Annotated in this window: 22 protein-coding genes; 8 read left to right on the top strand and 14 right to left on the bottom strand. The window is 64.1% G+C overall.

The window, feature by feature from the left end:
- The first annotated feature begins 75 nt into the window (after nucleotides 1–75).
- A complete protein-coding gene (locus FJ418_RS01250) occupies nucleotides 76–1,215 on the top strand; it encodes a hypothetical protein (RefSeq protein WP_140863230.1) in 1,140 nt (379 codons plus the stop codon).
- Nucleotides 1,216–1,239: 24 nt separating this feature from the next.
- On the opposite strand, the gene FJ418_RS01245 is transcribed toward FJ418_RS01250, so the two are convergent.
- From FJ418_RS01245 to FJ418_RS01220, 6 genes are all read right to left on the bottom strand, one after another.
- A complete protein-coding gene (locus FJ418_RS01245) occupies nucleotides 1,240–2,046 on the bottom strand; it encodes an RNA methyltransferase (RefSeq protein ID WP_140863228.1) in 807 nt (268 codons plus the stop codon).
- A gap of 55 nt (nucleotides 2,047–2,101) precedes the next feature.
- The gene (locus tag FJ418_RS01240) at nucleotides 2,102–2,440 is read right to left on the bottom strand and encodes a metalloregulator ArsR/SmtB family transcription factor (RefSeq protein ID WP_140645679.1); all 339 of its coding nucleotides are present in this window, start codon (nucleotides 2,438–2,440) and stop codon (nucleotides 2,102–2,104) included.
- A gap of 157 nt (nucleotides 2,441–2,597) precedes the next feature.
- Nucleotides 2,598–3,368, bottom strand: coding sequence for a HugZ family protein (locus FJ418_RS01235; RefSeq protein WP_140863226.1), 771 nt, complete (start codon nucleotides 3,366–3,368; stop codon nucleotides 2,598–2,600).
- A 36-nt stretch (nucleotides 3,369–3,404) separates the two neighbouring features.
- Nucleotides 3,405–4,592, bottom strand: a complete 1,188-nt coding sequence (locus FJ418_RS01230; protein ID WP_140863224.1) for a CaiB/BaiF CoA-transferase family protein — start codon at nucleotides 4,590–4,592, stop codon at nucleotides 3,405–3,407.
- A 6-nt stretch (nucleotides 4,593–4,598) separates the two neighbouring features.
- Complete coding sequence (locus FJ418_RS01225) at nucleotides 4,599–5,360, bottom strand: 3-hydroxyacyl-CoA dehydrogenase (RefSeq protein WP_140863222.1); 762 nt, start codon at nucleotides 5,358–5,360, stop codon at nucleotides 4,599–4,601.
- A 27-nt stretch (nucleotides 5,361–5,387) separates the two neighbouring features.
- Entirely contained in the window at nucleotides 5,388–5,993 is a 606-nt protein-coding gene (locus tag FJ418_RS01220; protein ID WP_140863221.1) for an N-acetyltransferase, read from the bottom strand.
- A gap of 307 nt (nucleotides 5,994–6,300) precedes the next feature.
- Here FJ418_RS01220 and FJ418_RS01215 point away from each other — a divergent pair, with 307 nt between their 5' ends.
- Nucleotides 6,301–7,287 carry a glutathione S-transferase family protein gene (locus FJ418_RS01215; RefSeq protein WP_140863219.1) on the top strand — a complete coding sequence of 329 codons (987 nt, stop codon included), beginning with the start codon at nucleotides 6,301–6,303 and terminating at the stop codon, nucleotides 7,285–7,287.
- Nucleotides 7,288–7,308: 21 nt separating this feature from the next.
- On the opposite strand, the gene FJ418_RS01210 is transcribed toward FJ418_RS01215, so the two are convergent.
- Complete coding sequence (locus tag FJ418_RS01210) at nucleotides 7,309–7,893, bottom strand: ABZJ_00895 family protein (RefSeq protein ID WP_140863217.1); 585 nt, start codon at nucleotides 7,891–7,893, stop codon at nucleotides 7,309–7,311.
- Nucleotides 7,862–8,365, bottom strand: a complete 504-nt coding sequence (locus FJ418_RS01205) for an NUDIX domain-containing protein (protein WP_140653249.1) — start codon at nucleotides 8,363–8,365, stop codon at nucleotides 7,862–7,864. The genes FJ418_RS01210 and FJ418_RS01205 overlap by 32 nt, the downstream gene beginning before the upstream one ends.
- Before the next feature lie 170 nt (nucleotides 8,366–8,535).
- Here FJ418_RS01205 and FJ418_RS01200 point away from each other — a divergent pair, with 170 nt between their 5' ends.
- On the top strand, nucleotides 8,536–9,471 hold the full coding sequence (locus FJ418_RS01200) for a metallophosphoesterase (RefSeq protein ID WP_140863215.1): 936 nt from the start codon (nucleotides 8,536–8,538) through the stop codon (nucleotides 9,469–9,471).
- Here FJ418_RS01200 and FJ418_RS01195 read toward each other — a convergent pair.
- From FJ418_RS01195 to leuA, 4 genes are all read right to left on the bottom strand, one after another.
- Nucleotides 9,461–10,081 (bottom strand): hypothetical protein, encoded by a 621-nt coding sequence (locus FJ418_RS01195; RefSeq protein WP_140863213.1) that lies wholly within the window; start codon nucleotides 10,079–10,081, stop codon nucleotides 9,461–9,463. The genes FJ418_RS01200 and FJ418_RS01195 overlap by 11 nt on opposite strands.
- A gap of 135 nt (nucleotides 10,082–10,216) precedes the next feature.
- On the bottom strand, nucleotides 10,217–11,020 hold the full coding sequence (locus tag FJ418_RS01190) for an alpha/beta fold hydrolase (protein ID WP_140863211.1): 804 nt from the start codon (nucleotides 11,018–11,020) through the stop codon (nucleotides 10,217–10,219).
- A 202-nt stretch (nucleotides 11,021–11,222) separates the two neighbouring features.
- Entirely contained in the window at nucleotides 11,223–13,010 is a 1,788-nt protein-coding gene (locus FJ418_RS01185; RefSeq protein WP_140863209.1) for a hypothetical protein, read from the bottom strand.
- Between the two features lie 227 nt (nucleotides 13,011–13,237).
- Entirely contained in the window at nucleotides 13,238–14,977 is a 1,740-nt protein-coding gene (leuA, locus tag FJ418_RS01180; protein WP_140863206.1) for a 2-isopropylmalate synthase, read from the bottom strand.
- Between the two features lie 430 nt (nucleotides 14,978–15,407).
- On the opposite strand from leuA, the gene FJ418_RS01170 reads away from it, so the two are divergent.
- The 3 genes from FJ418_RS01170 to FJ418_RS01160 are packed head-to-tail and all read left to right on the top strand — an operon-like array spanning nucleotide 15,408 to nucleotide 17,669.
- A complete protein-coding gene (locus tag FJ418_RS01170; RefSeq protein ID WP_140863204.1) occupies nucleotides 15,408–16,574 on the top strand; it encodes an ATP-grasp domain-containing protein in 1,167 nt (388 codons plus the stop codon).
- A gap of 4 nt (nucleotides 16,575–16,578) precedes the next feature.
- Nucleotides 16,579–17,355: an alpha/beta hydrolase-fold protein gene (locus FJ418_RS01165; protein WP_140782403.1), complete on the top strand. Its 777-nt coding sequence runs from the start codon at nucleotides 16,579–16,581 to the stop codon at nucleotides 17,353–17,355.
- Nucleotides 17,355–17,669, top strand: a complete 315-nt coding sequence (locus FJ418_RS01160; RefSeq protein WP_140863201.1) for a nuclear transport factor 2 family protein — start codon at nucleotides 17,355–17,357, stop codon at nucleotides 17,667–17,669. Before FJ418_RS01165 ends, FJ418_RS01160 begins: the two co-directional genes overlap by 1 nt.
- Before the next feature lie 64 nt (nucleotides 17,670–17,733).
- Here the strand turns inward: FJ418_RS01160 and FJ418_RS01155 are convergent, their stop codons facing one another.
- Nucleotides 17,734–19,260, bottom strand: coding sequence for an MFS transporter (locus tag FJ418_RS01155; RefSeq protein ID WP_246682908.1), 1,527 nt, complete (start codon nucleotides 19,258–19,260; stop codon nucleotides 17,734–17,736).
- Between FJ418_RS01155 and FJ418_RS32225 the strand changes: the two genes are divergently transcribed.
- The gene (locus FJ418_RS32225; RefSeq protein ID WP_226892271.1) at nucleotides 19,178–19,348 is read left to right on the top strand and encodes a hypothetical protein; all 171 of its coding nucleotides are present in this window, start codon (nucleotides 19,178–19,180) and stop codon (nucleotides 19,346–19,348) included. The two genes, FJ418_RS01155 and FJ418_RS32225, sit on opposite strands and share 83 nt — an antisense overlap.
- 78 nt (nucleotides 19,349–19,426) lie before the next feature.
- Nucleotides 19,427–20,332: a LysR family transcriptional regulator gene (locus FJ418_RS01150; protein WP_140863195.1), complete on the top strand. Its 906-nt coding sequence runs from the start codon at nucleotides 19,427–19,429 to the stop codon at nucleotides 20,330–20,332.
- Here the strand turns inward: FJ418_RS01150 and FJ418_RS01145 are convergent, their stop codons facing one another.
- Nucleotides 20,333–21,085 carry an SDR family NAD(P)-dependent oxidoreductase gene (locus FJ418_RS01145; protein ID WP_140863441.1) on the bottom strand — a complete coding sequence of 251 codons (753 nt, stop codon included), beginning with the start codon at nucleotides 21,083–21,085 and terminating at the stop codon, nucleotides 20,333–20,335.
- Nucleotides 21,086–21,180 lie beyond the last annotated feature (95 nt).

Raw genomic sequence — 21,180 nt, 5'->3', positions numbered from 1 at the left:
CCGCGGCGTTGAATTTCCGCCATGCCAAGGTGGCATAATCCAGCGATTGCCGCTCCGTAAAGTGGATAGCACGCCTTGGTCCAGTCGGTTCTGTTCTTCGTACTCGGTTTCCTTTGCGCCGTTTTTCTGGTGTCGCTGGTCGCGCCGGCGGTCTGGCGGCGGGCCGTCGTCCTGACGCGCAGGCGCCTCGAGGCTTCGCTGCCGCTGACGCCAGCCGAAATCCAGGCGGACAAGGACCGGGTCCGTGCGGAATATGCCATGACGACGCGCCGGCTGGAGATAACCGTCAAGAACCTTCAGGAGAAGGCGGCCGAACAACTGGTGGAGATCGGTCGCGGGCGCGAGGCCTTGAAGGGACTGGCGGTCGAAAGGAAGGACAAGAACCAGGCGCTCTCCGATCTGCAGGCAAAGAATGCGGAGCTCAGGCAGCGCGAGGAGGATCTGCACCGGCTGTCGGAAAAGCACGTACAGACGGAGCGGGCGCTGGAAAAACGCGCGCTGGAGTTGCAGAAGCTCGAGCAGATGTATGACGACGCCAGCTTCTCGTCCTCGAACCGCCAGATCGAACTGGTTGCCCGCGAATCGGAGCTGGAAAAGCTCGCCAGCGACATTGCGTTGCTCAAGGGCCAGCGCAAGGAGGCGGACCGGCGCAATCAGGAGATCGCGTTGGAAAGCAAGGCCGCGCGCGAAGCGTTGAAGGCGGAGAAGAGGAAAACGGCCGAGCTCGACAAGAAGGTCGAGCGGCTGCTTGCCACGCTTGCCGACCGCGAGGAAAAGCTCGACCGGCGCGAGAAGGATCTCGCTCGAATGCGCGAACGTTCGAAGGAGAGCGCCGCGAACGGCGTCGCGCAGCTGGCTGCCGGCACGGATACGAAAGGCGACAATGTCGACAAGGCGATCGCCAGGCTCGAGGGCGACCGGGAACGGCTGGAGGCAAGGCTGACGGCGCTGGCGCGCGAGAACAAGCGGCTGAAAACCGATCTTGCAGCCTCCGGGACGGCAATGCCCGAAGCGGCGGGCGACGCGCGCTCCGGCGCCGGCCTTCGCGAACAAATGAACGAGCTGGCCGCCGAGGTGGTCAATCTGACGATGAAGCTGGACGGGCCGGACTCGCCTATCGCCAAGGCCCTGGCGGGCGAGGGGCAGCAAAATGGGCGCGGCGTCAGCCTGGCCGACCGGGTGAGGGCTTTGCAGAAGGCCGGCTCGGCCAACTGAACGACACGACCGCCGTTATTCAGCCTATGCGTCGCCGGCTTTCGAAAAGCGATGCAGGGCTATTGCCGACGCGGCGGCGACGTTCAGGCTGTCGAAACCTTCCGCCATTGCGATCCTCACCGTTTGCAGCCGGGCAAGCAGATCCCGGGGCAGGCCTTCGCCTTCGGTGCCGAGATAGAGCGCCAGGCGCGCCGAGCGTTCCACGGCGCGGATGTCGACGTTTCCGCGTGGCGAGAGCGCGAACTGGCTGAAGCCGAGCCGATCGAGCGTCGCGGTGAAGGTTCCGGTATCGCCGAAGGTGGCGAAGGGAACCTTCAGCGCCGCGCCGACCGAAACACGGATTGCCTTGCGGTAGAGCGGATCGCAGCACGTTCGGTCGAGCAGCACCGCGCCCGCGCCGAAGGCGGCCGCATTGCGGAAGATCGCCCCCATATTGTCGTGATTGGATATGCCGACCAGGACGACGGCCAATGCGCGCCGGGGCAAGGTCTCCACCAGAATCTCGGCGGGCGCCGGATCGCCACGCATGCCGATCGCCAGGATGCCGCGATGCATGTGGAAACCGGCGATCCGGTCCATGACCTCACCCGCGGCGACATAGACCGGAAACTCGGGAGGCGCCTTGCGCAAGATCTCCTGCACGCCCGCCAGCCTGTTTTCGAGGATCAGGGCCGATTCGGCGGCGAAGCGCCCGGTCGACAACAGGAGGTCCAGCACCACCTTGCCTTCGGCGACGAAGCGGCCATGCCGGCCGGCGAGATCGCGCTCGCGGATATCGAGATAGGCAGCGACGCGCGGGTCCTGAGGATCGTCGATGGGGATGAGGTTCATGCAAATCTCGCCGGCAAAAAATGCCAGCGAGGTAAGAGGCTTTGGATGGCGCGGGTCAAGCCCCGGCGCGGCGCAGCCGATAGGCCATCTGGGAGAGGTCGCCGTCGCCGAAAATGCCTTCCAGCATGCGCAGCAATTCGCGCACCGCCTCGGATTTGCAGGAATAGTAAATCATCTGGCGGTCGCGCCGGGTTTCGACGAGATCGAGCGCCCTCAGCTTGGCGAGATGCTGCGACAGCGCGGATTGGCTGAGTTGCACCTTCTCGGCGATGGCGCCGACCGACATTTCATCGTCGATCAGATGGGCCACGATCAGCAAGCGCTTTTCGTTGCCCATGAGGGTGAGAAAGGCGGCCGCCGATTCCGCATTGGCGATTAGCTTATTTGAGATCATAGATCCCCCAAGGGTCTTGGCTCATCCAGGCGCCAGGGGGCAATGGTGCCTGATTCCGCGATGTCAGATGTCGATGGGCGCTGCTGAATCAGCGTCACTACAAGGGTAGATCATTTCGTCCAAATCTCAAGCGTTGCTTTCGCCGCAGCGCGATCAACTATCGCTCTTGCTCCGCGGCGCGTCCCGCCTTTGCCATCTCGACAAGCGCCGAACGCAATTCGCGCGCGCTTTGCAGAGACCGGGGAAAGAAAATCCTGCAGGTCGCATCGGCGGCGGCGAGATCCATGCCATCGGGATCGAAACCGGTGGCGATCCAGCCGTCGCCTTCGGCGCGGCCGAAATGACGGGCATAAAGGGCAAGCGCGTCGCGATGGTCGGCATTCATGTGATCGAGTGCCGCCTGTTCGCTGCCGGCGAACTCCTCGACAAGCGTGCCGCCGGTGATGAGATCATCGCGGTCGAGAAGAAAGGCCTTGCCGAAGCCGCCGTTCAGGCTGGCGCGCTCGGGCTCGAGCCGGAAGAACGAGAAGTCGGCGAGCCCGGCATAGAGCCTCGCCTTCGGATTGCGGTTGAGGTAGCGCCGCTCGGCGCGGATCTGATCGGTCGATCCCCGCTCCAGCCGCAGGGCCCGGCATGCCAGGCTGATGCGCGGATGCGCCAGCGGATCGCCCTTGCCGGGTTCGCCAAGCAGCAGCGAACAGCGCGGATCGGCGAGCAACGCACCGGTATGCGCGGACAGCATCGAGATCAGGATCAGCGGCGCGCCGTCGATGTCGGTGGCGACGCCAACCCTGCTTGCCAGCGGCGCGCCGGTGCCAGGCTCGATCGCCGCAAGCGCGCCGAAACGCGCCGCACGGATCAGGGTTTTCGCCAGCCTGATCGCCTCTGCGTCGGTCTCGCGGATGACGTCCTTCTTCGGTTCGGTCACAAGCGCACCCGAGATAAGCTGATTTTCGCTCTCCGGTTATCGACCGAATACACCCGCCTTTGCAAGCGCTCCGATCTCCTCTTCGCTCAAGCCGAAACGGGTCAATATGCCTGAGGGCTCGCGATCGGCGACGGCCGGAGCTGCGGCAAGCGTTTGTGCGCCTTGCGAGAAACGCGGCGCCGGCGCCGGGCGATCGAGTTCGCCGGACTTCACGAAGCTTTGCCTGGCGCGATTGTGCGGATGGCTCCTGGCTTCGACCAGGGACAGGACGGGCGCCACGCAGGCGTCCGTCGCGGCGAAAAGCTCGGCCCATTCGTCGCGCGTCTTTGCCTTGATCCGGCCGGCAATGGCGGCGCGCATCGCGGGCCATGACGACTTGTCGTACTGGCTGCCGACAAAATGCCCGTCGAGCGGCAGCAGCCTGGCGAATTCGTCGAAAAAGCGCGGTTCGAGACAGCCGACGGCAACGTGCCTTGCGTCCGCCGTCTCATAGGTATCGTAGAAAGGCGCCCCGGAATCGAGCAGGTTCTCGCCGCGCCTGTCGCTCCACAGACCCGCCGCCATATAGGCGTGAATGGGTGCGGCGAGCATCGAGGCTCCCTCGATCATCGAGGCATCGACCACCTGGCCCTTTCCGCTGCGTGAGCGCTGGAAGAGAGCGGCGAGCACGCCCGCGATCAGCATCATGGCGCCGCCGCCTTGATCCGCGACGAGGTTGAGCGGCGGCACCGGCGGCGCGTCCCGCCTGCCGACCGCGTGCAGGAGGCCCGCATAGGCGAGATAGGTGATGTCATGCCCGGCTCGCCCGGACAGCGGCCCGTCCTGGCCGAAGCCGGTCAGGCGACCATAGATCAGCGCCGGATTGCGCTGGAGAACGACATCCGGTCCCAGCCCGAGCCGCTCCATCACGCCGGGGCGGAAGCCTTCGACGAGCAAGTCGGCCTGTGCCGCAAGGCGCAGCACCAGTTCCGCGCCCGCCGGGCGCTTGAGGTCGAGCTTGAGGATGGAACGGCCGTGGCGGTCGAGATCGTATTCTTGCGGTAGGCTCAGGAGCGGCTGGCCAGCGTCGGCGCGTTCGATGCGCAGCACCTCGGCGCCCATCTCGGATAGCATCAGGGCGGCAAGCGGCACCGGACCGAGCCCGGCCATCTCGATCACTTTGAGGCCAGCGAGCGGGCCGGTCTTTCCGGCGGCAGCACCGGCGCCTGTCGGCGAGCCATTCATCCCCGCTTATTTCGGCGCCATGCGGATGGCGCCGTCGAGGCGGATGGTCTCGCCGTTCAGCATCTGGTTCTCGACGATGTGGAGGGCAAGCGATGCATATTCCGACGGCTCGCCGAGCCGCGGCGGGAAGGGCACGGAAGCGCCGAGCGAATCCTGCACTTCCTGCGGCATGCCTGCCATCATCGGCGTCTTGAAGATACCGGGCGCGATGGTGCAGACGCGAATGCCGGAGCGGGCGAGATCGCGCGCCACAGGCAGCGTCATGCCGACGACGCCGCCCTTGGAAGCCGCGTAGGCGGCCTGGCCGATCTGGCCGTCATAGGCGGCGACGGAGGCGGTGTTGACGATGACGCCGCGCTCGCCGCCGGCGAGCGGATCGAGTTTCGCCGCCCGGTCGGCGACGAGGCGGATCATGTTGAAGGTGCCGATCAGGTTGATCTCGATCACCTTGCGGTACTGGTCGAGCGGATGCGGTCCGTCCTTGCCGATCGTCTTCACGCCGATGGCGATGCCGGCGCAATTGACCAGGATGCGCGGCGGCCCAAGCTTTTCAGCCACTTCGGCGATCGCGGCGGCAGCGCCGTCGCCGCTGCCGACATCGCATTGGACGGCAATGCCGCCGATGTCGGCCGCGACTTTCGCCGCGCGCTCGATGCCCACGTCGAGGATGGCGACACGGGCGCCCTTGGCCGCCAACGCGCGCGCCGTCGCCTCGCCAAGGCCCGATCCGCCGCCGGTGACGATCGCGATCTGGCCGTTCGGGTTCATGCAAGCCTCCCAGGATTTCGATTTATGCTACGAGGCGCGCAAGGGAGGCGCAACCGCCATAGCCGGATCGATCGACGACTGCGCCGTGGCAGCCGACCGCGCCAAGGCCGGCGCAAGTTCGGCAACCCTCGCCGTATTGGCGTGACAGACATCGCCGGCAAAGCGAGCGACGGCTCCGGGCTTGATTTCGTGATGCAGCAGGCGGTCGAGATCGACCGGGCGCGGCATGGTGATCTGCCCGCGCGGAAAGCGCTTGAAGCCCAGCGGCCCATAATATGGCTCGTCGCCGACCAGGATCACGGCCGGCGCGCCGGCTTTCCTGGCCGCCTCCAGCGCGATCGCCACCAGCTTGCGGCCGATGCCGAGATTCTTGTAGGCGGGGCGCACCGCGAGCGGACCGAGCATCATGGCGCGACCGGCGCCAGCGGCCACGCGCGTCATGCGCACGGAGGCGATGACCGTGCCGTCCTTGACGGCGACGAAGGACATCGAGCGGTCATGTCCGCCGGCCTCGCGGATCTTGTAGGCGGCAAGCACGAAACGACCCGGGCCGAAGGCCTCGTCGTTGATGGCTTCGATTTCAGTGTCATGCGCCGGGGTTTCCGGCAGGTAATTCACGTCGGCAAGGCTCATGGTCTTTGCGTTCCGGTATGCGAGGAAGGTTTGCTGCAAGCGGCAGCGTTCGCCAGTCAGCGCTACTTAAGCGCGGGCGCCCTTTCGTCGTCGGTCGAACCGGATCGAGGCAAAGTCGAACATGGGCGCCTCCGCTAGCACCAATTCTGCGCCGCTGCAATCGGTGCTTTCCGGCTTTCTTTGCCTCGCGCGGCGAACTTGTCCGTCTCCGACCGGTTCGTCATTTGACGAACTGTTCAGCGCCTGAGGGCTTCGCCGGCCCGGTCATCAACCTAGATAATCTCCAACCGCAAGGGAGATTTTTCGCATGGGATTGCTGATCCAAGGCAAATGGCAGGATCGCGCGCCGAACACCGACAGCGGTGGGCGGTTCGTGCGGACGGAGTCGCAATGGCGTGACTGGATCACGCGCGATGGCGGACCGGCCGAAGGGCGCGCACGCGGCTTCAAGGCGGAACCCGGCCGCTATCACCTGTATGTCTCGCTCGCCTGCCCATGGGCGCATCGCACACTGATCTTCCGTGCCTTGAAGAAGCTCGAGGGCATCATTTCGGTCTCCGTGGTGCATCATTTCATGGGCGAGAACGGCTGGACCTTCAAAGCCGAGGACGGCGCCACCGGCGACACGCTCTACGGTCTCGATTTTCTGCACCAGATCTATGCCAAGGCCGATCCGGCCTATTCAGGCCGCGTGACGGTGCCGGTGCTGTGGGACAAAAGGCAGCAGACCATCGTCAACAACGAGTCCTCCGAGATCATCCGCATGCTCAATTCCGCCTTCGACGAATGGGGCGATGCCGGTCTCGACTTCTATCCGGCGGCGCTGCGGGCGGAGATCGACAAGATCAACGCGCTGGTCTATCCGGCGATCAACAACGGCGTCTATCGCGCCGGCTTCGCCACCGCGCAGAAAGCCTATGAGGATGCGTTCGGCGAATTGTTCTCGGCGCTCGATACGATCGAGGAGCGGCTTTCGAACCAGCGCTATCTGGCCGGCGAACGCATCACCGAGGCCGATTGGCGGCTGTTCACGACGCTGGTTCGTTTCGATCCGGTCTATGTCGGCCACTTCAAATGCAATTTGCGCCGCATCGCCGACTATCCGAACCTGTCGAACTATCTGCGCGATCTCTATCAGGTGCCCGGCGTCGCGGGCACGGTCAACCTGCATCACATCAAGGCGCATTACTACGGCAGCCACGGGTCGATCAATCCGACGGGAATCGTTCCGGCAGGGCCTGAGCTTGATTATGCCGCGCCGCATGACCGGAACAGGTTCAGGAAGGCGGCTTGAAATCCATCGACCGCGAGCAGGTTATTGAAAGGGCTCCGCATCGAGTTGAGCCCGTCTGCCGCGGTTGGCCTTCAAAAACCTTTTGCCGAACCGTTTGTTGAAGCCGATGGCGTTGATGCAAAAACCAAACAGCGCAAGTATTGCCAGAACCATTACCCAGGCTCCGGCGGAGACGTGTTCCAAGCTCGCCGGCGCGATGCCTACCGCCATTGAAAACAGCAGGCAAACCATTGAAAACAGCAGCGATGCGGCTGTCGAAAATATGACTATTTTCCAGTACTCGTTTCGCTCAAAAAGCCTTCCGTGTCGTTTTATGAATGCCCAGTAAGAGAAAGAGGTGGATGCGAATACTATGGCTAGATTAACGGGTGTTGCCGTGGCTGACTCCATGGATGGAACCATATACACAAAGGCGATCCATGCGAGATACAATACGATTGTAATAGTAATGTAAATTCCGACGTAGCGCCAAATATTCACCGTTTCCATGTTGTCTATGAGCATCATATTTCCCCGCGTTTCAGAAATGATAGAGTCTTGAATTTCAAACGCAAGAAAAATCGCCGGGATCAAGTCACCAGTAGAGGGATGGTAATTCGGCTCCAAGAATTTCAGCGATCCGTCGAAGTGTCGCCGGCGTCGTATTTTCCGGCAAACGATCGAGCGGAAAGAAAGCCGCCTCGGCGATCTCATGGTCGGGCAGTTTCGGCGCCGTCTGGCGGAAAGCCTCGATCAGATAAAGGCCGACATGATCGCGCTTGCTGGGGCGGCGGTTGAAATGCATCGATTTCAGCACCGGCGGCGCGGTCAGAGCGATATTGCCTTCCTCGGCCAGTTCGCGCGCCAGCGCTTCCTCGAGAGTTTCGCCGACCTCGACGCCGCCGCCCGGCAATTGCCAACCGGGAACATAGGTGTGGCGGATCAGGAAGACGGAGTTGGAGGCGCGGTCATAGACCAGTCCGCGCACGCCAAGCGTCATCGGGCGGCGCAACAGGAAGTAAAAATGGAACAGCCTTGCCCGCAACCCCGGCCAGCCGGTCTGGCGGAATGCCTCTTCCGAATCGGTTCGGCGATTCATCCAACGATCCCCAAGCAGACGTTCGTGGGTTGCCCCACGAACATCTGCTTGGCTTTCCTTGTTTTTCGCAGGTTCTGACCGCAAAACCGTGGGACACTTTTGCGGAACCTGCTTGGGCGAACAGCAAACGGTGAGTGGAAAGCCTTGCCGGCGTCGCTTAAGAAGGGGCCATGTTCAGGCTCGCGCATATTTCCGATGCTCATCTGGGACCGCTGCCCGATGTAACCTATCGCGACCTCGCGTCCAAGCGCGTGCTGGGCTATGTCAACTGGCAGCGCAATCGCCGCCGCCATATGCATGACGCGGTGATCGACACCATCGTCGCCGACATCAAGACCGGCGCGCCCGATCACCTCGCCGTCACCGGCGATCTCGTCAACCTGGCGCTCGACGGCGAGATCGAGATGGCCAAGCACTGGCTGGAGACGCTCGGATCGCCGCATGACGTCTCTGTGGTCCCTGGCAATCACGACGCCTATGTGCCGGGCGCCTTCGACAAGGTCTGCCGGGCGTGGGCTCCCTGGATGACAGGCGACGGCGTCAATAGCCCGGTCGACCGCAATTCCTTTCCGTATCTGCGCGTGCGCGCCAATGTCGCGCTGATCGGCGTCACAACGGCGCGCGCCACCGCGCCCTTCATGGCCAACGGCTTCTTCATGGAGGGGCAGGCCGAGCGGCTCGGCAAGATTCTCGACGATGCGGCGAAACAAGGGCTGTTCCGCGCCATCATGATCCACCACCCGCCGGTGCGCGGCGCCGTACCGCAGCATAAGCGGCTGTTCGGCATCGCTCGCTTTCACAAGGTCATTCGCCGGCATGGCGCGGAACTCGTTCTGCACGGCCATTCGCATCTGCCGTCGCTGTTCACCATCGGCGCACGTGGCGCCAAGGTGCCCGTGGTCGGGGTTGCCGCCGCGGGCCAGGCACCGGGCGGCAAGCATCCGGCCGCTCAGTACAATCTGTTCGAAATCGACGGCGAAAAAGGCGACTGGCGTCTCCGCCTGATCCGGCGCGGCCTGACGGGGCCGGCGCTGCCGCCTTCGGATCTGCAAACGATGGATCTCGACGTGCCGGTCGTGAAGGACCGTGAACTCGTCAGAAGCTGATCTTCATGTGCACGATGCGATCCCAGAACAACGCCAGCGAAACCGCCAGGCCGACAAGGGCGCCGGCGGCGATCAGGCCGAGGCCGGCGAAGAACGTCGTCCAGCCATTGCCGCGGCGGGTTTCGGATAGGATCGGCGGCTCCGCTTCCTTGACCATGGGGCGATGCAGGCCCGGAACGGCGCTCTCCATGCTCCCTTCCATCATGCGCTGCCGCTCGACGACACGTTCCGCCACGTAGCGCGTCACCGCATCGGCGACGGCTTTCAGCTCGGTCGATTCGGCCAGCACCACGCGGCCGACGCGCGTATCCTTGAGGAATCGATAGGTGCGGCGGTCGCGTCCCATGGCGACGTGGCTCACCGCGTCGATCCATAGCCGCGGCTGCAGGCCGGACGAGACGGCGAAGTCGAAGCTGTCCATGTCGGCCGGAACATCGGCAAAGACCGGGGCGAGCTCGGCTGCCAGAAGATCGAGGCGCATGCGGTGCGCATCGCGCATCTCCACAATCACATCGTCGCGGTCGGCGAAGGCGTTCTTGATGTCGCGTACCGCATCGGCGAGCTTCCGCGACGGCTCGATCGGGGTGATTTTGTCGCCTGCATCCTTCATGGCGGCTGCCTCGTTGTTGGTTAACAGCGAGTTAACACAATCGCGGGCAAAATGCACTGCCGACGACGAGCCGTGCGACTGCTGCGGTCCGGCGGAAGCGGGTTACGGATATTTTCGAGGTCGGTTCGGGAGAGGTCAGCTCGCCGCGGCGCCCAGCGGTGGAAGCAATCGTCTGCCGCGTCGGCGCGTGTTGCGACGCACGATTTCGGCGATCAAGTCTGGAGCTTCCTCAACCAGCATATGACCCGCGTCAAGGACATGGTGCAGGTGGAAATGCGACGGCAGCGCCTCGGCCTGCTCGACCGGCAGCAGCGGATCCTCCGCTCCCCAGACAACCATCACCGGCATGTCAAGCGTATCCAGCTGCGCGCGGGGGATCACTCCTTGCCGGTCATCCCTTGTCATCGCGGCCGCCATATCGATCAGGGTCTGCAACTGGCCCGGCCGAGTGCGCATCCGGCACAACGCATCCACCACGTGGTCGGGCGGGCCGCTGCGCGGACCCGACATGGCCGCAAGGCTGGCGCGGACCTGCTTCCTGCCGGCCGCAGCGGCATAGCGGCGCAGCAAGGCTGCGTTGACCTCCGGGCCGAAGCCGCCGGGCGCCAACAGAGTGAGCGAAGCAACCCTGTCGGGGTCGGCAAGCGCCATCAGTGTCGCGATCGCGCCGCCCATGGAGTGACCGACGAGGTGGACCTTGCCCAACTGGCGCGCGGCAAGATCGGCCAGGATGGCCCGCGCGGCCGGCTTGGCGCCGCCCATGCCTTCGCATTCGAGTGATTGTCCATGGCCCGGCAGATCATAGGCCAGCACTCTCGCCTCCGCCGCCAGCGAGGTCGCGACGTCACGCCAGATCTCACTACAGGCTCCGAAGCCGTGCAGAAGGACGATCGTCTTCGGACCAGCGCCGCCCACGGCGGCATAAGGGAATGGAAGCATGAAAATGGAGCGGTGAAGAAGACAGGCAGCAATTTCAAATTGTGGCTGAATTGCTCCCGATCCAGACCCATGGCCAGTAAAATTTTCGCGACCGCGGCGCCGTCAGGCGTTCGACACGCAAGCATGTCCTAATACTTGCTGGACCACAGCATCATACTTCCGCTCTGGCGATCGTGTGGCCCAAACACAGGCGCGGAGTGGATTAGCTCGGGTTGCCGATCCCGGCGGCCCGCAGGGACTGCACCAGCCGGTCGGTGAGATCGGCGGGGTATTTGCGGTCGACGAATGTCGCGCGCGGGTCGGCGGCGAATTTCGGGAATTCGGCGGTGAGCTTGTTGGCAAGCTCGCCCGCCAGCTTGTCGCGGCCTGAAATCCTGGCGCCGATCAGGCGCGCGGCCAGGTAGTGCGGCTTGGATGCGGTCGTGCGTAAAGACTCGCTGGTGACCGCCGCCTTTCTCATATCGCCCTGCATGAAGGCTCCGATGAACAGGCCATAGTCCCACCAGGTCGGATGGCCGCTGAAGGCCTCGACCGCGTGGCTCAGGATTGGCGTTCCCTCATCATATTTGCCGGCGAAGATCAGACCGTAACCATAGCCGGCGGCCATGCCGAGATCGTACGGGTTGAGTTCGTAGGCTTTTCGCATCCACCGGATCGCTTCGTCGGTGTTGCCGAGACGCGAGTTGAGGTAGCCGAAGGCGAGATGCGCATGCGGGCTCATCGGCCCCATCTGAACGGCGCGGTGGGCAAGCGACATGGCCTTTTCCAGCGAAGCGCCGGCGGGATACGCGTAGTGGTTGGTGACAGCTTCCGTATGAAGCGAGGCCAGTTCCGCGTAGACAAGCGACGATTTGGTGCCTTCGCTGACCAGCTTCTCCAGGCAGCGATACGCAGCCTCGTGGGTCGCGGCGCTCATGTCGAGATAATAGCGGTCGTCGAGCACCAGGCATCCGATCTGGCTGGTCCGGATGTCGCTCTGGTCAATGTAGCTGTAGATCGCGCCCGACGCGGGAACGGTCGAGGTGAGAAGGCTGGCGATGTTGCTTTCAACCGCACCGGAGGCGCTCTCGGCCGATGTCAGGTTGCGCGACAGGAGAACCCGGCCGGTCGCGACGCTCTGCAATTCCACCGTGACGTCGCCGGCAGCAGGCCCGGGGACAATTTCGAAAACGAAACTGATTGGATCGGCGGACAGATCGCGCGTCGAATCCGGGTCACGCCCGATGAAATCGATGGTGTCGAAACCGGCAAGCCCGGCGCGCAGCGATGACGCGACGCGAGCTGCTTCCGCTCCATCCGCCTTCATCGCAATGTAGATCAGCGGCAGCGAGTCGAATGCCGGCTGGGCGGCGGTGCCAGCCAGGCGCGCCGTTTCGACTGTCGCGGTCGTGTCGCCGCCGTTGAGGAAGGCACTGCTTTGACGCGCGATGAGCACGCCGAGCATGACAATGACCAGGACCATGGCAGCCCAGAAGAACCGCAGCTGCCGCGTGAGCGACTGGGCAGGTGCCGCGGGCGCCATGGGCGCTACAGGCTCGCCGAGCGTCGGGCCATTGAGATATTCGGCCGCGGCCGGAGCAGCGTTGGCAGATGCGCCTGATCGTGCGATGGCGCCGGAGGCGGACCTGGCGTCGCCAGGCAAACGGATTGCATTCAGCTCATAGGAAGGGACATAGCCGCCACGCGGAATCGCGATGCGCACGGGCTCGGCGACACCTTCGTTGGCGAAGTACTGCTCGAGGAGCTCGCGCAGGCGGCCGGCCTGGACCCTGACCACGGCATCGGTGGAGGCATCGAAATCGCCGTCCTTGCCGAAGACGTCCATGGCGATGGAAACGCCTTTCAGCCTGTCCGCCTCGCCGGCCTGCTCGCGTTCGACCAGATAGCGTAATAGCCTGCGGGCACGCTCGGATCGTCCGAACGTTTCGCTGGCTAGCAGTCGCTCCAATGTCTCGCGCACTGCGGGGGCGGCAGGCGGGGCATGCTCCAAGTGTCGAACCTTTCGAAGTCGGCACAGGTTAGGGCGCGATAATATAGCGCTCGCGCCGGCGCACAAGGATGCTTCTATTATGCTTTCGCGTAAGCCACCGGAAATTCCCCCGCAGGTTAACGAATGGCAGCTTTCGCGTCTGTGTCTGAAGCGTGGCGCAATTGGAATGCGCTACGCTTGGACAGATCTACCCGGTCAAGCCTGCCGCCGAGCGTGATCGTTTCGCATCATCTGCTCGAGCCGCCGATGATCCGGTTGGCGGCCGAAACAACGGCCTCCAGCGACGCGGCCACGATGTTGGTGTTGATGCCGGCGCCGAACAGCTTGCCGCCCGGATACTCCATCTCGACGTAGGAGATCGCCGAGGCGTTGGAGCCGCGCTGCAAGGAATGCTCGGAATAGTCGAGCACCGACATGTCGACGCCGACATGGCGCGAAAGCGCATCGACAAAGCCGTCGATCGGGCCGGTGCCCGAGCCGGTGATGGTGACTTCCTTGCCGTTGTCGAGGATATCTGCTTCGACCATGCGCCGGCCCTTCACCTCGGTGTCGGGATAGGTGCGATGGTCGAGGAACTTCAGGCGCGCGCCGGGCTGGTCGACATAGGTTTCGAGGAAGCGTTCATGGATACGCTTGGCCGGCACCTCCTTGCCTTCCGCATCGGTGATCGCCTGGATCGCCTGGCTGAACTCGATTTGCAGATTGCGCGGCAAATTGAGGCCGTAGTCCGCCTGCAGCACATAGGCGATGCCGCCCTTGCCCGACTGCGAATTGATGCGGATGATCGCCTCGTAGGTACGGCCGACATCGGCCGGATCGATCGGCAGATAGGGCACTTCCCAGATCGGCGTGTTGGCCTTCTTCAGCGCCTTCATGCCCTTGTTGATGGCATCCTGGTGCGAGCCGGAGAAAGCCGTGTAGACCAGTTCGCCGACATAAGGGTGGCGCTCCGGGATCTTCAGCTGGTTCGAATACTCGTAGACATCCTTCATCCGGTTGATGTCGGAGCAGTCGAGCTCCGGGTCGACGCCCTGGGTGAACATGTTGAGCGCCAGCGTGACGATGTCGACATTGCCGGTGCGCTCGCCATTGCCGAACAGCGTGCCTTCGACGCGGTCGGCGCCAGCCATCAGGCCGAGCTCGGTGGTGGCGATGCCGGTGCCGCGGTCATTATGCGGATGCAGCGAGACAATCAGGTTCTCGCGGTTGTCGAGATTGCGGCACATCCACTCGATGCGGTCGGCATAGACGTTGGGCGTCGACATCTCGACCGTCGAGGGCAAGTTGATGATGAGCTTGTTGTCGGCCGTCGGCTTCACGATCTCGGTGACGGCGTTGCAGATCTCCAGCGCGACCTCGAGCTCGGTGCCGGTGAAGCTTTCGGGCGAATATTCGAAGCGGTAGCCGCCGCCGGCCCTGGCCGCCATGTCGGTGATCATCTTGGCGGCGTCGGTTGCGATGCGCTTGATGCCGGCGACGTCCTTCTCGAAGACGACGCGGCGCTGCAGCTCGCTGGTCGAATTGTAGAAATGCACGATCGGGCGGTGCGCGCCTTTGAGCGCCTCGAAGGTGCGCGTGATCAGCTCGGGCCGGCACTGTACCAGCACCTGGAGCGATACATCGCGCGGCACGCCGCCTTCCTCGATGCACCAGCGGGCGAAGTCGAAGTCGGTCTGCGAGGCCGAGGGGAAACCGATCTCGATTTCCTTGAAACCCATGTCGAGCAGCATGGCGAACATGCGCGCCTTACGTTCGTGGCCCATCGGATCGATCAGCGCCTGGTTGCCGTCGCGCAGGTCGACCGAGCACCAGATCGGCGCCTTGTCGATCACCTTGTTCGGCCAGGTGCGGTCGGTCAGGCCGACCGTCGGGTAAGATTGGTATTTGCGTGCTGCATCCGGCATGTGGCCGGCCGCGCGCTTCCCGGCGTCAGCCTCGCCGGCGCGGATTTCTTCTCGTGCGTTCATCGTCTCTTCTCCGGGCGGCTCGCGTTCGCCTTGGGCGGATTGGTGGCGAGCGTCGCCTCTACCAGAATTTCATTCGCTTGATTATGATCTTGCCAAGGAGCATGCGCCTGAGGCGGCGGGTACCGACCGCCGGGCGCTCCTTCAGCGAACCCGGCGATCGCCGATAAGGCCGAGAAGAAGCAGGGTCGAAGCGAGCGCGCGCGCGGTCTCGCCGGCAAAGCCGATGCGAGAAGAAGCGACGGAGCGGACGCGCGTGGTCATGGCGGCTCTCTTACAGGAGCGGCTCGGCGGAGGCAAGCGGGACGCATGGCCGAGTGCGCCTTGACTGACAACGCCGCCGCTGCGGGTGCTCTTCCCCGCGCCTCGCAAATGCGCCAGACTTGGCTTCGAAGGCTTCGCTACCGAGCGAAGCTTCGGGGAGGGGTCGCCCATGAATTTCGTGTTCTTCTCGCCGCATTTCCCGACCAACGGCGCCGAGTTCTGCGACCGGCTGAAAAAAGCCGGCGCCACCGTGCTCGGCATCGGCGATGCGTCTTACGAGACCTTGAACGGCAAGCTGAAGGCGGCGCTTTCGGAATATTACCGCATCGCCGACATGGAAAATTACGATGCCGTGTTCCGGGCGATGGGGCATTTCATCCACAAATGGGGCCGCATCGACCGCTTCGAGTCGCTCAACGAGCATTGGCTCGAACTCGAAGCCAACATCCGAACCGACTTCAACATCTTCGGCACCAAGGTCGATTTCGTGAAGAATTTGAAGCGGAAGAGCCGCATGCGCGCCTTCTTCCGCAAGAGCGGCGTCGAGACCATTCCGCAGCGCAAATGCTCTGACCGAGCCGGCGCCATGACCTTCATCCGCCGTGTCGGCTACCCGGTGGTGGTCAAGCCGGATTCGGGCTCCGGCGCTTCCAACACCTTCAAGATCTCCAACGCCAAGGAGCTCGACCAGTTCTTCAGGGACAAGCCGGAGGGCGTCACTTTCGTCATGGAGCAGTTCATCGAAGGGTTGGTGGTGACCTTCGACGGGCTGGTCAACCGCGACGGCGAGGTGGTGCTGGCGGCCAGTCACCGTTACGACCAAAGCATCATGGATGCGGTCAACAAGGACCGCCACATGAGCTACACCTGCTTCCCCGAAATCAGCCCGGAGGTCGAGGAGGCGGGGCGCAAGATTCTGAAGGCGTTCGACGTGCGCGAGCGCTTCTTCCATATCGAGCTGTTCGAAACCAGGGATAAGCGCATCATCGCGCTCGAGGTCAACATGCGCCCGCCCGGCGCCTGGATGACGGACGCCATCAACTACACGTTCGACATCGACGTCTATGCCGCCTGGGCCGACATGGTGGTCAAGGATGCCGCCGGCGGCCCTTACAAGGGCAAGTATTTCACCGCCTATGCCAGCCGCAAACGCCATATCGACTATTTGCACAGCCATGCGGACGTGCTAGCCGCCCACGGCGACAAGATCGTCCATCACCAGGCCATCGAAGAGGTCTTCAGCCGCGCCATGGGCAATTACGCCTATCAGATGCGTTCGAAGGATCCGAAGGCGCTGCGCCAGGCGGTCGACTATATCCACGCGGAAAAGGCCTGAGCCGATGGACGTCTCCTATCACAAGGGCCATGCCCGCAATCTCGGCCGCGACATGGAATACAAGCGCTATGGCCATGCCGGGCGCCCGGTGGTGGTGTTCCCGACCTCGCAGGGGCGGTTCTATCAGTTCGAGGATTCCGGCGGCGTCGGCGCGCTCGCCGAGTTCATCGACACCGGCCGCATCCAGCTCTTCACGCTCGACGGCATCGATTCGGAATCCTTCTTCAACAAGCATGCCGACGCGGCGCATCGCATCGCCCGCCACGAGGCCTATTTCCGCTATGTGCGCGAGGAGGCGCTGCCGGAGTTGCAGGCGGTCGCCGCCAAGTCCAATGGCGGCCGCGCCTTGAAGCCGCTGCTTTGCGGCTGCTCGATGGGCGGCTACCACTCATCCAATTTCGTGTTCCGCTTCCCAGAGCTGGCGAGCGGCGTGATCTCGCTGTCCGGCGTCTATTCGGCCCGCGATTTCTTCGGCCGGACGCTTGAAGGCAACATCTATTTCAACTCGCCGCTCGACTATCTGCCCGGCATCGTCGACCAGAAGCTGCTCGGGCGGCTCAGGGCGCTGCGGCTCATCTTCTGCTGCGGGCAGGGCGCCTGGGAAGAGCGCATGCTGGTCGAGACGCGCGAATTGGAACAGGTGCTGCGCGACAAATCCATCCCAGCCTGGGTCGACTATTGGGGCGGCGACGTCAGCCACGACTGGCCGTGGTGGCACAAGCAGCTTGTCTATTTCTTCGGGCGCTGGCTGGATGACGACCTTATGCACAGGTTGGACTGATGACCACGCCCGACGCGATACGCCGCTTTGTCGAAGCCACCAATGCCGGCGATACCGAAGCCTTTCTGGCCGCATTTACCGACGATGTTTTCCTGAGCGACTGGGGTCGCGATTTCCACGGCCGCGACGGGATCGCGCGGTGGAACCAGTCGGACAATATCGGCGTCCAGTCCAACCTTCGCATCGTGCGCGTCGCGCAGCGCGACGGCGTCTACCGTGCCCGCGTCGCCGTGACGGGCAACGGCTTCAATGGCGAGGGCGACATGGCCTTCACGCTGGACGGCGACCGGATCGCAAGCCTGATCATCAGCTGAGGCCGGACAGGCCGTGGGGCGGTCGGCGGAGAAGGCCGGAAGAAGAGCGCCCGGCCTGGTGACGTCAGCCTTCCTGGCAGGCCGGGATAGGAGCGACGTCTTGTTCCGGCGCCGATCCGCGACGCAGGCCGAGAAAGACGACGATGGCGGTCAGCACGGTGATGGTCGCCAGCACGACGAGCAACCGGTCGAAGGCCGTCTCGTAGGCTTGAACCAGGGCACTGGCGTCGGCCAAGTGCAGATGTTGCACCGTTCCCACGATGTTGCCGGTTGCCAGAAGTTGCGCCGCCGCGACCGCTTCGGCGGGCGAGGCCAGCCCTTGAGCGCCGAGCCGCGCGGCCGTGAAACCGGACAAGGTCGCCATGACGATCGCCAGCGCCACGCCCTCGCAGGCGACGCGGGTGGTGTTGAAGATGCCGACCGCCATGCCGGCGCGCTCCTTCGGCACGACGCTGACGGCAAGTCCGTCCATCAGCCCCCAGGGCAAGGCGATGCCGATGCCGATCAGGATCAGCGGAGCCACCAGCGCGCTGTCCGCCGCGGGCACCCGGCTGAGCCAGACAAGGCCGGTCGCGGCGACGAGCAGGCCAGCACCGCAGATCGTCGCCGGAGCGATCCAGCGCGCCGCCTGGCCGGCCAGCAGCGGCAAGATCAGCAGCGGCCCGGAGAGACAGATCATCAATTGCCCCGCCTTGATCTCGCTCATCCCCTCGACGCCGATGAAGCGGATCGGCAGGAGCACGAGCAGGACGACGAAGGCATAGGCGGGTGCCGCGGCCAGGAACTGGACGCCGACGAAACGCGGGAAGCGAAACAGCGTCAGGTCCAGCATCGGCCGGCGCACGCGCCGCTCGACAATGACGAAGGCGGCAAAGAAGATGGCGGCCACGCCGAGAAGCGCGACAACGAAGGGATTGGCCCAGCCGCTCTGCGGCGCCTGCAGCACGCCATAGGTCAGCGCGGCAAGCGCGACGGTAAAGGTGCCGGCTCCCGCCCAGTCGAGTCCGGTTGCGTCAGGGTCGCGCGATTCGGCGACGGTGCGCAGGCCAAGTGCGGCGGCAGCAATCGCAAGCGCCGCCACGAGAAGAAAGATCGCGCGCCAGCCGAATGTATCGATGAGCAGGCCGGAGGCGACTGGGCCGAAGGCGAGCCCGATGCCGAAGCTGGTGCCGAGGAAACTGAAGGCGCGCAGCCGCAATTGCCCATCGAATTCCTGGGCAAGCGCAGAGGCGCCGCCGGCGAAGGCGGCAGCGCCGCCAATGCCTTGCAGGGCTCTGAACATGTCGAACCAGACGATGTCCGGCGCCAGCATGCAGCTCAGCGCGGCAAGCACATAGCTCGCGAGACCGACGAGGAAGATCCGCTTGCGGCCATGGTTGTCGGCCAGCGCCCCGGCCGCCATCAGGCCGGCGCCGAAGGTCAGCATGAAGGCATTGGTCACCCAGTTGAGTTCGATCGGACTGCCGCCGAGATCGGCGGCAATGCGGGACAGCGCCACGGCAGGGCCGGTGAAGCTCAACGGCATCGTCATGGCTGCGAGGCAAACCGATAGCAACACAAGCCATCTGCCGGCCGGGCCGGTTCTGGTCATCAAAGTCATGGATTTTCCTATCTGTGGCGGGCTTGCCGGCGTGCCCCTGACTGGCGGCGCCGATCGTAACGACAAGATAGGGCGGTGACATTTCCGGCAAAATAGTATTAGATCTCCAGTCATCCCGGAATGAAACGCTCGAATAGGGCTCGAATAGGCTTGTACCGTGGATCGTCTAAACGGCCTTCTGGCTTTCACCCGCACTGCCGAGCTCGGCAGTTTCGTCACCGCCGGACGGGCGCTCGGCATCTCCGCTTCCGCCGTCGGCAAGAGCGTCGCCCGGCTCGAGCAGGAGCTTGGCGTGCGGCTGCTGCAGCGCAGCACGCGGCGCATCGGCCTGACCGAGGAGGGCAAGCTGTTCAACGAGCGGGTGCGCCGCATCCTCGACGACATGGAAGACGCGGAGGCGATGCTGTCGCGCACACGCGAGACGCCGCATGGCCGGCTACGCATCTCGACGCCGATCGTCACCTATCACCTGCTGTTGCCGGTGCTGTCGGAGTTCATGGCCCGCTATCCCGAAATCGAACTCGACATCGATTTCAACGATCGCATCGTCGACGTCATCGACGAAGGTATCGACGTCGCGATCCGCAGCGGCGAGTTGCCCGACTCACGATTGGTGTCGAGGCCGGTCGCGCCCTTTCGCATGCTTCTGTATGCGGCCGCTTCCTATCTCGACCGGCATGGCACGCCCCGCACGCCCGCGGATCTCACGGCGCATTTCGGCATACATTTCCGCTTTCTCAACAGCGGCAGGCTGCTCGACTGGCCGTTCATCACCGGGAGCGCCGCGCCGCAGATCCGTTCGATGCTGACCTGCAACAACATGGAGGCGTTGAAGGGCGCGACGCTTGCCGGTCTCGGCATCGCCTGCATGCCCGATTTCCTGGTGCGGGAGGCGCTGCATGAGGGAAAGCTGCGCACCGTGCTTGAAGACGATGTCGACGGCCGCGGCCAGTTCCGCATGCTGTGGCCGTCCAATCGCCACCTCTCGCCGAAGGTCCGCGTCTTCGTCGATTTCCTGCCCGAATGGCTTGCGGCAGGGCGGGACGAGAGCCCGCGGCGATGATCAGTAGGTCGTGCGTCCGCCGGAGAGGTCGAAGGTCGCGCCGGTGGTGAAGGAGTTCTCGTCCGACAGCATGAAGGCGACCATGGCGGCCGCCTCTTCGACCTCGACGAAACGGCCGCGCGGCACTTTGCCGAGCATATAAGCGACCTGGGCCTCGGTGAGTTGCTCCAGAATGCGAGTGCGGGCAGGCGAGGGAGTCAGCGCGTTGACGGCGATGTCGTGGCCGGCGAGTTCCTTGCCGAGCGACTTGGTCAGCGCCAGCACGCCGGCTTTTGCAGCGGAATAAGCGGCGGCATTGGGATTGCCTTCCTTGCCGGCCACCGAGGAGATGTTGACGATGCGGCCGTAATTGCGCGCGATCATGCCGGGCACGAGGCGCTTGCAGCAATAGAAGACGCCGTTGAGATCGATATCGACGATCTGGCGCCATGCGGCGGGATCGTAGTCCACCACCGTCGCCGCCGGCCCGGCAATGCCGGCATTGTTGACCAGGAGATCGACGGGGCCGAGCGTCCGCTCGGTCTCAGTGGCGGCGCGGTCGACGGCCTCGATCTGCGACTGGTCGCAAAGGATGGCCTCGACGCGGCCGAGCGAAGCGAGTTCGGCGGCGGCCTTGGCCATCGCGGCCTGGTCGACGTCCCAGATAGCGACACCGGCGCCCGACGACAGCAGGCGTCGCGCGACCGCAAGGCCGATGCCTTGCGCGCCGCCCGTCACCACGGCGATGCGGCCGGAAAGATCGACGGCGTTCAAACGGCGGTTCATCGGCAATTCCCCTGCTTCTTTAGAGCAATTCAGCATCCCGCCAGGATTGCCGACCTCCAATTTTCTGTTCTTACACAATCCGG

The sequence above is a fragment of the Mesorhizobium sp. B2-8-3 genome, from assembly GCF_006440815.1.
GTDB lineage: Bacteria > Pseudomonadota > Alphaproteobacteria > Rhizobiales > Rhizobiaceae > Mesorhizobium.
The sequence above is the reverse complement of the archived record's forward strand: the minus strand, read 5'-3'. Positions and strand labels throughout refer to the sequence as shown.

What these genes read in the sequence shown, in the direction of transcription:
- FJ418_RS01245 (WP_140863228.1), bottom strand. Translation starts at nt 2,046, where the DNA reads ATGAACCTCATCCCCATCGACGATCCTCAGGACCCGCGCGTCGCTGCC.
- FJ418_RS01240 (WP_140645679.1), bottom strand. Translation starts at nt 2,440, where the DNA reads ATGATCTCAAATAAGCTAATCGCCAATGCGGAATCGGCGGCCGCCTTT.
- FJ418_RS01230 (WP_140863224.1), bottom strand. Translation starts at nt 4,592, where the DNA reads ATGAATGGCTCGCCGACAGGCGCCGGTGCTGCCGCCGGAAAGACCGGC.
- FJ418_RS01225 (WP_140863222.1), bottom strand. Translation starts at nt 5,360, where the DNA reads ATGAACCCGAACGGCCAGATCGCGATCGTCACCGGCGGCGGATCGGGC.
- FJ418_RS01220 (WP_140863221.1), bottom strand. Translation starts at nt 5,993, where the DNA reads ATGAGCCTTGCCGACGTGAATTACCTGCCGGAAACCCCGGCGCATGAC.
- FJ418_RS01215 (WP_140863219.1), top strand. Translation starts at nt 6,301, where the DNA reads ATGGGATTGCTGATCCAAGGCAAATGGCAGGATCGCGCGCCGAACACC.
- FJ418_RS01205 (WP_140653249.1), bottom strand. Translation starts at nt 8,365, where the DNA reads ATGAATCGCCGAACCGATTCGGAAGAGGCATTCCGCCAGACCGGCTGG.
- FJ418_RS01200 (WP_140863215.1), top strand. Translation starts at nt 8,536, where the DNA reads ATGTTCAGGCTCGCGCATATTTCCGATGCTCATCTGGGACCGCTGCCC.
- FJ418_RS01195 (WP_140863213.1), bottom strand. Translation starts at nt 10,081, where the DNA reads ATGAAGGATGCAGGCGACAAAATCACCCCGATCGAGCCGTCGCGGAAG.
- FJ418_RS01190 (WP_140863211.1), bottom strand. Translation starts at nt 11,020, where the DNA reads ATGCTTCCATTCCCTTATGCCGCCGTGGGCGGCGCTGGTCCGAAGACG.
- leuA (WP_140863206.1), bottom strand. Translation starts at nt 14,977, where the DNA reads ATGAACGCACGAGAAGAAATCCGCGCCGGCGAGGCTGACGCCGGGAAG.
- FJ418_RS01170 (WP_140863204.1), top strand. Translation starts at nt 15,408, where the DNA reads ATGAATTTCGTGTTCTTCTCGCCGCATTTCCCGACCAACGGCGCCGAG.
- FJ418_RS01165 (WP_140782403.1), top strand. Translation starts at nt 16,579, where the DNA reads ATGGACGTCTCCTATCACAAGGGCCATGCCCGCAATCTCGGCCGCGAC.
- FJ418_RS01160 (WP_140863201.1), top strand. Translation starts at nt 17,355, where the DNA reads ATGACCACGCCCGACGCGATACGCCGCTTTGTCGAAGCCACCAATGCC.
- FJ418_RS01155 (WP_246682908.1), bottom strand. Translation starts at nt 19,260, where the DNA reads ATGACCAGAACCGGCCCGGCCGGCAGATGGCTTGTGTTGCTATCGGTT.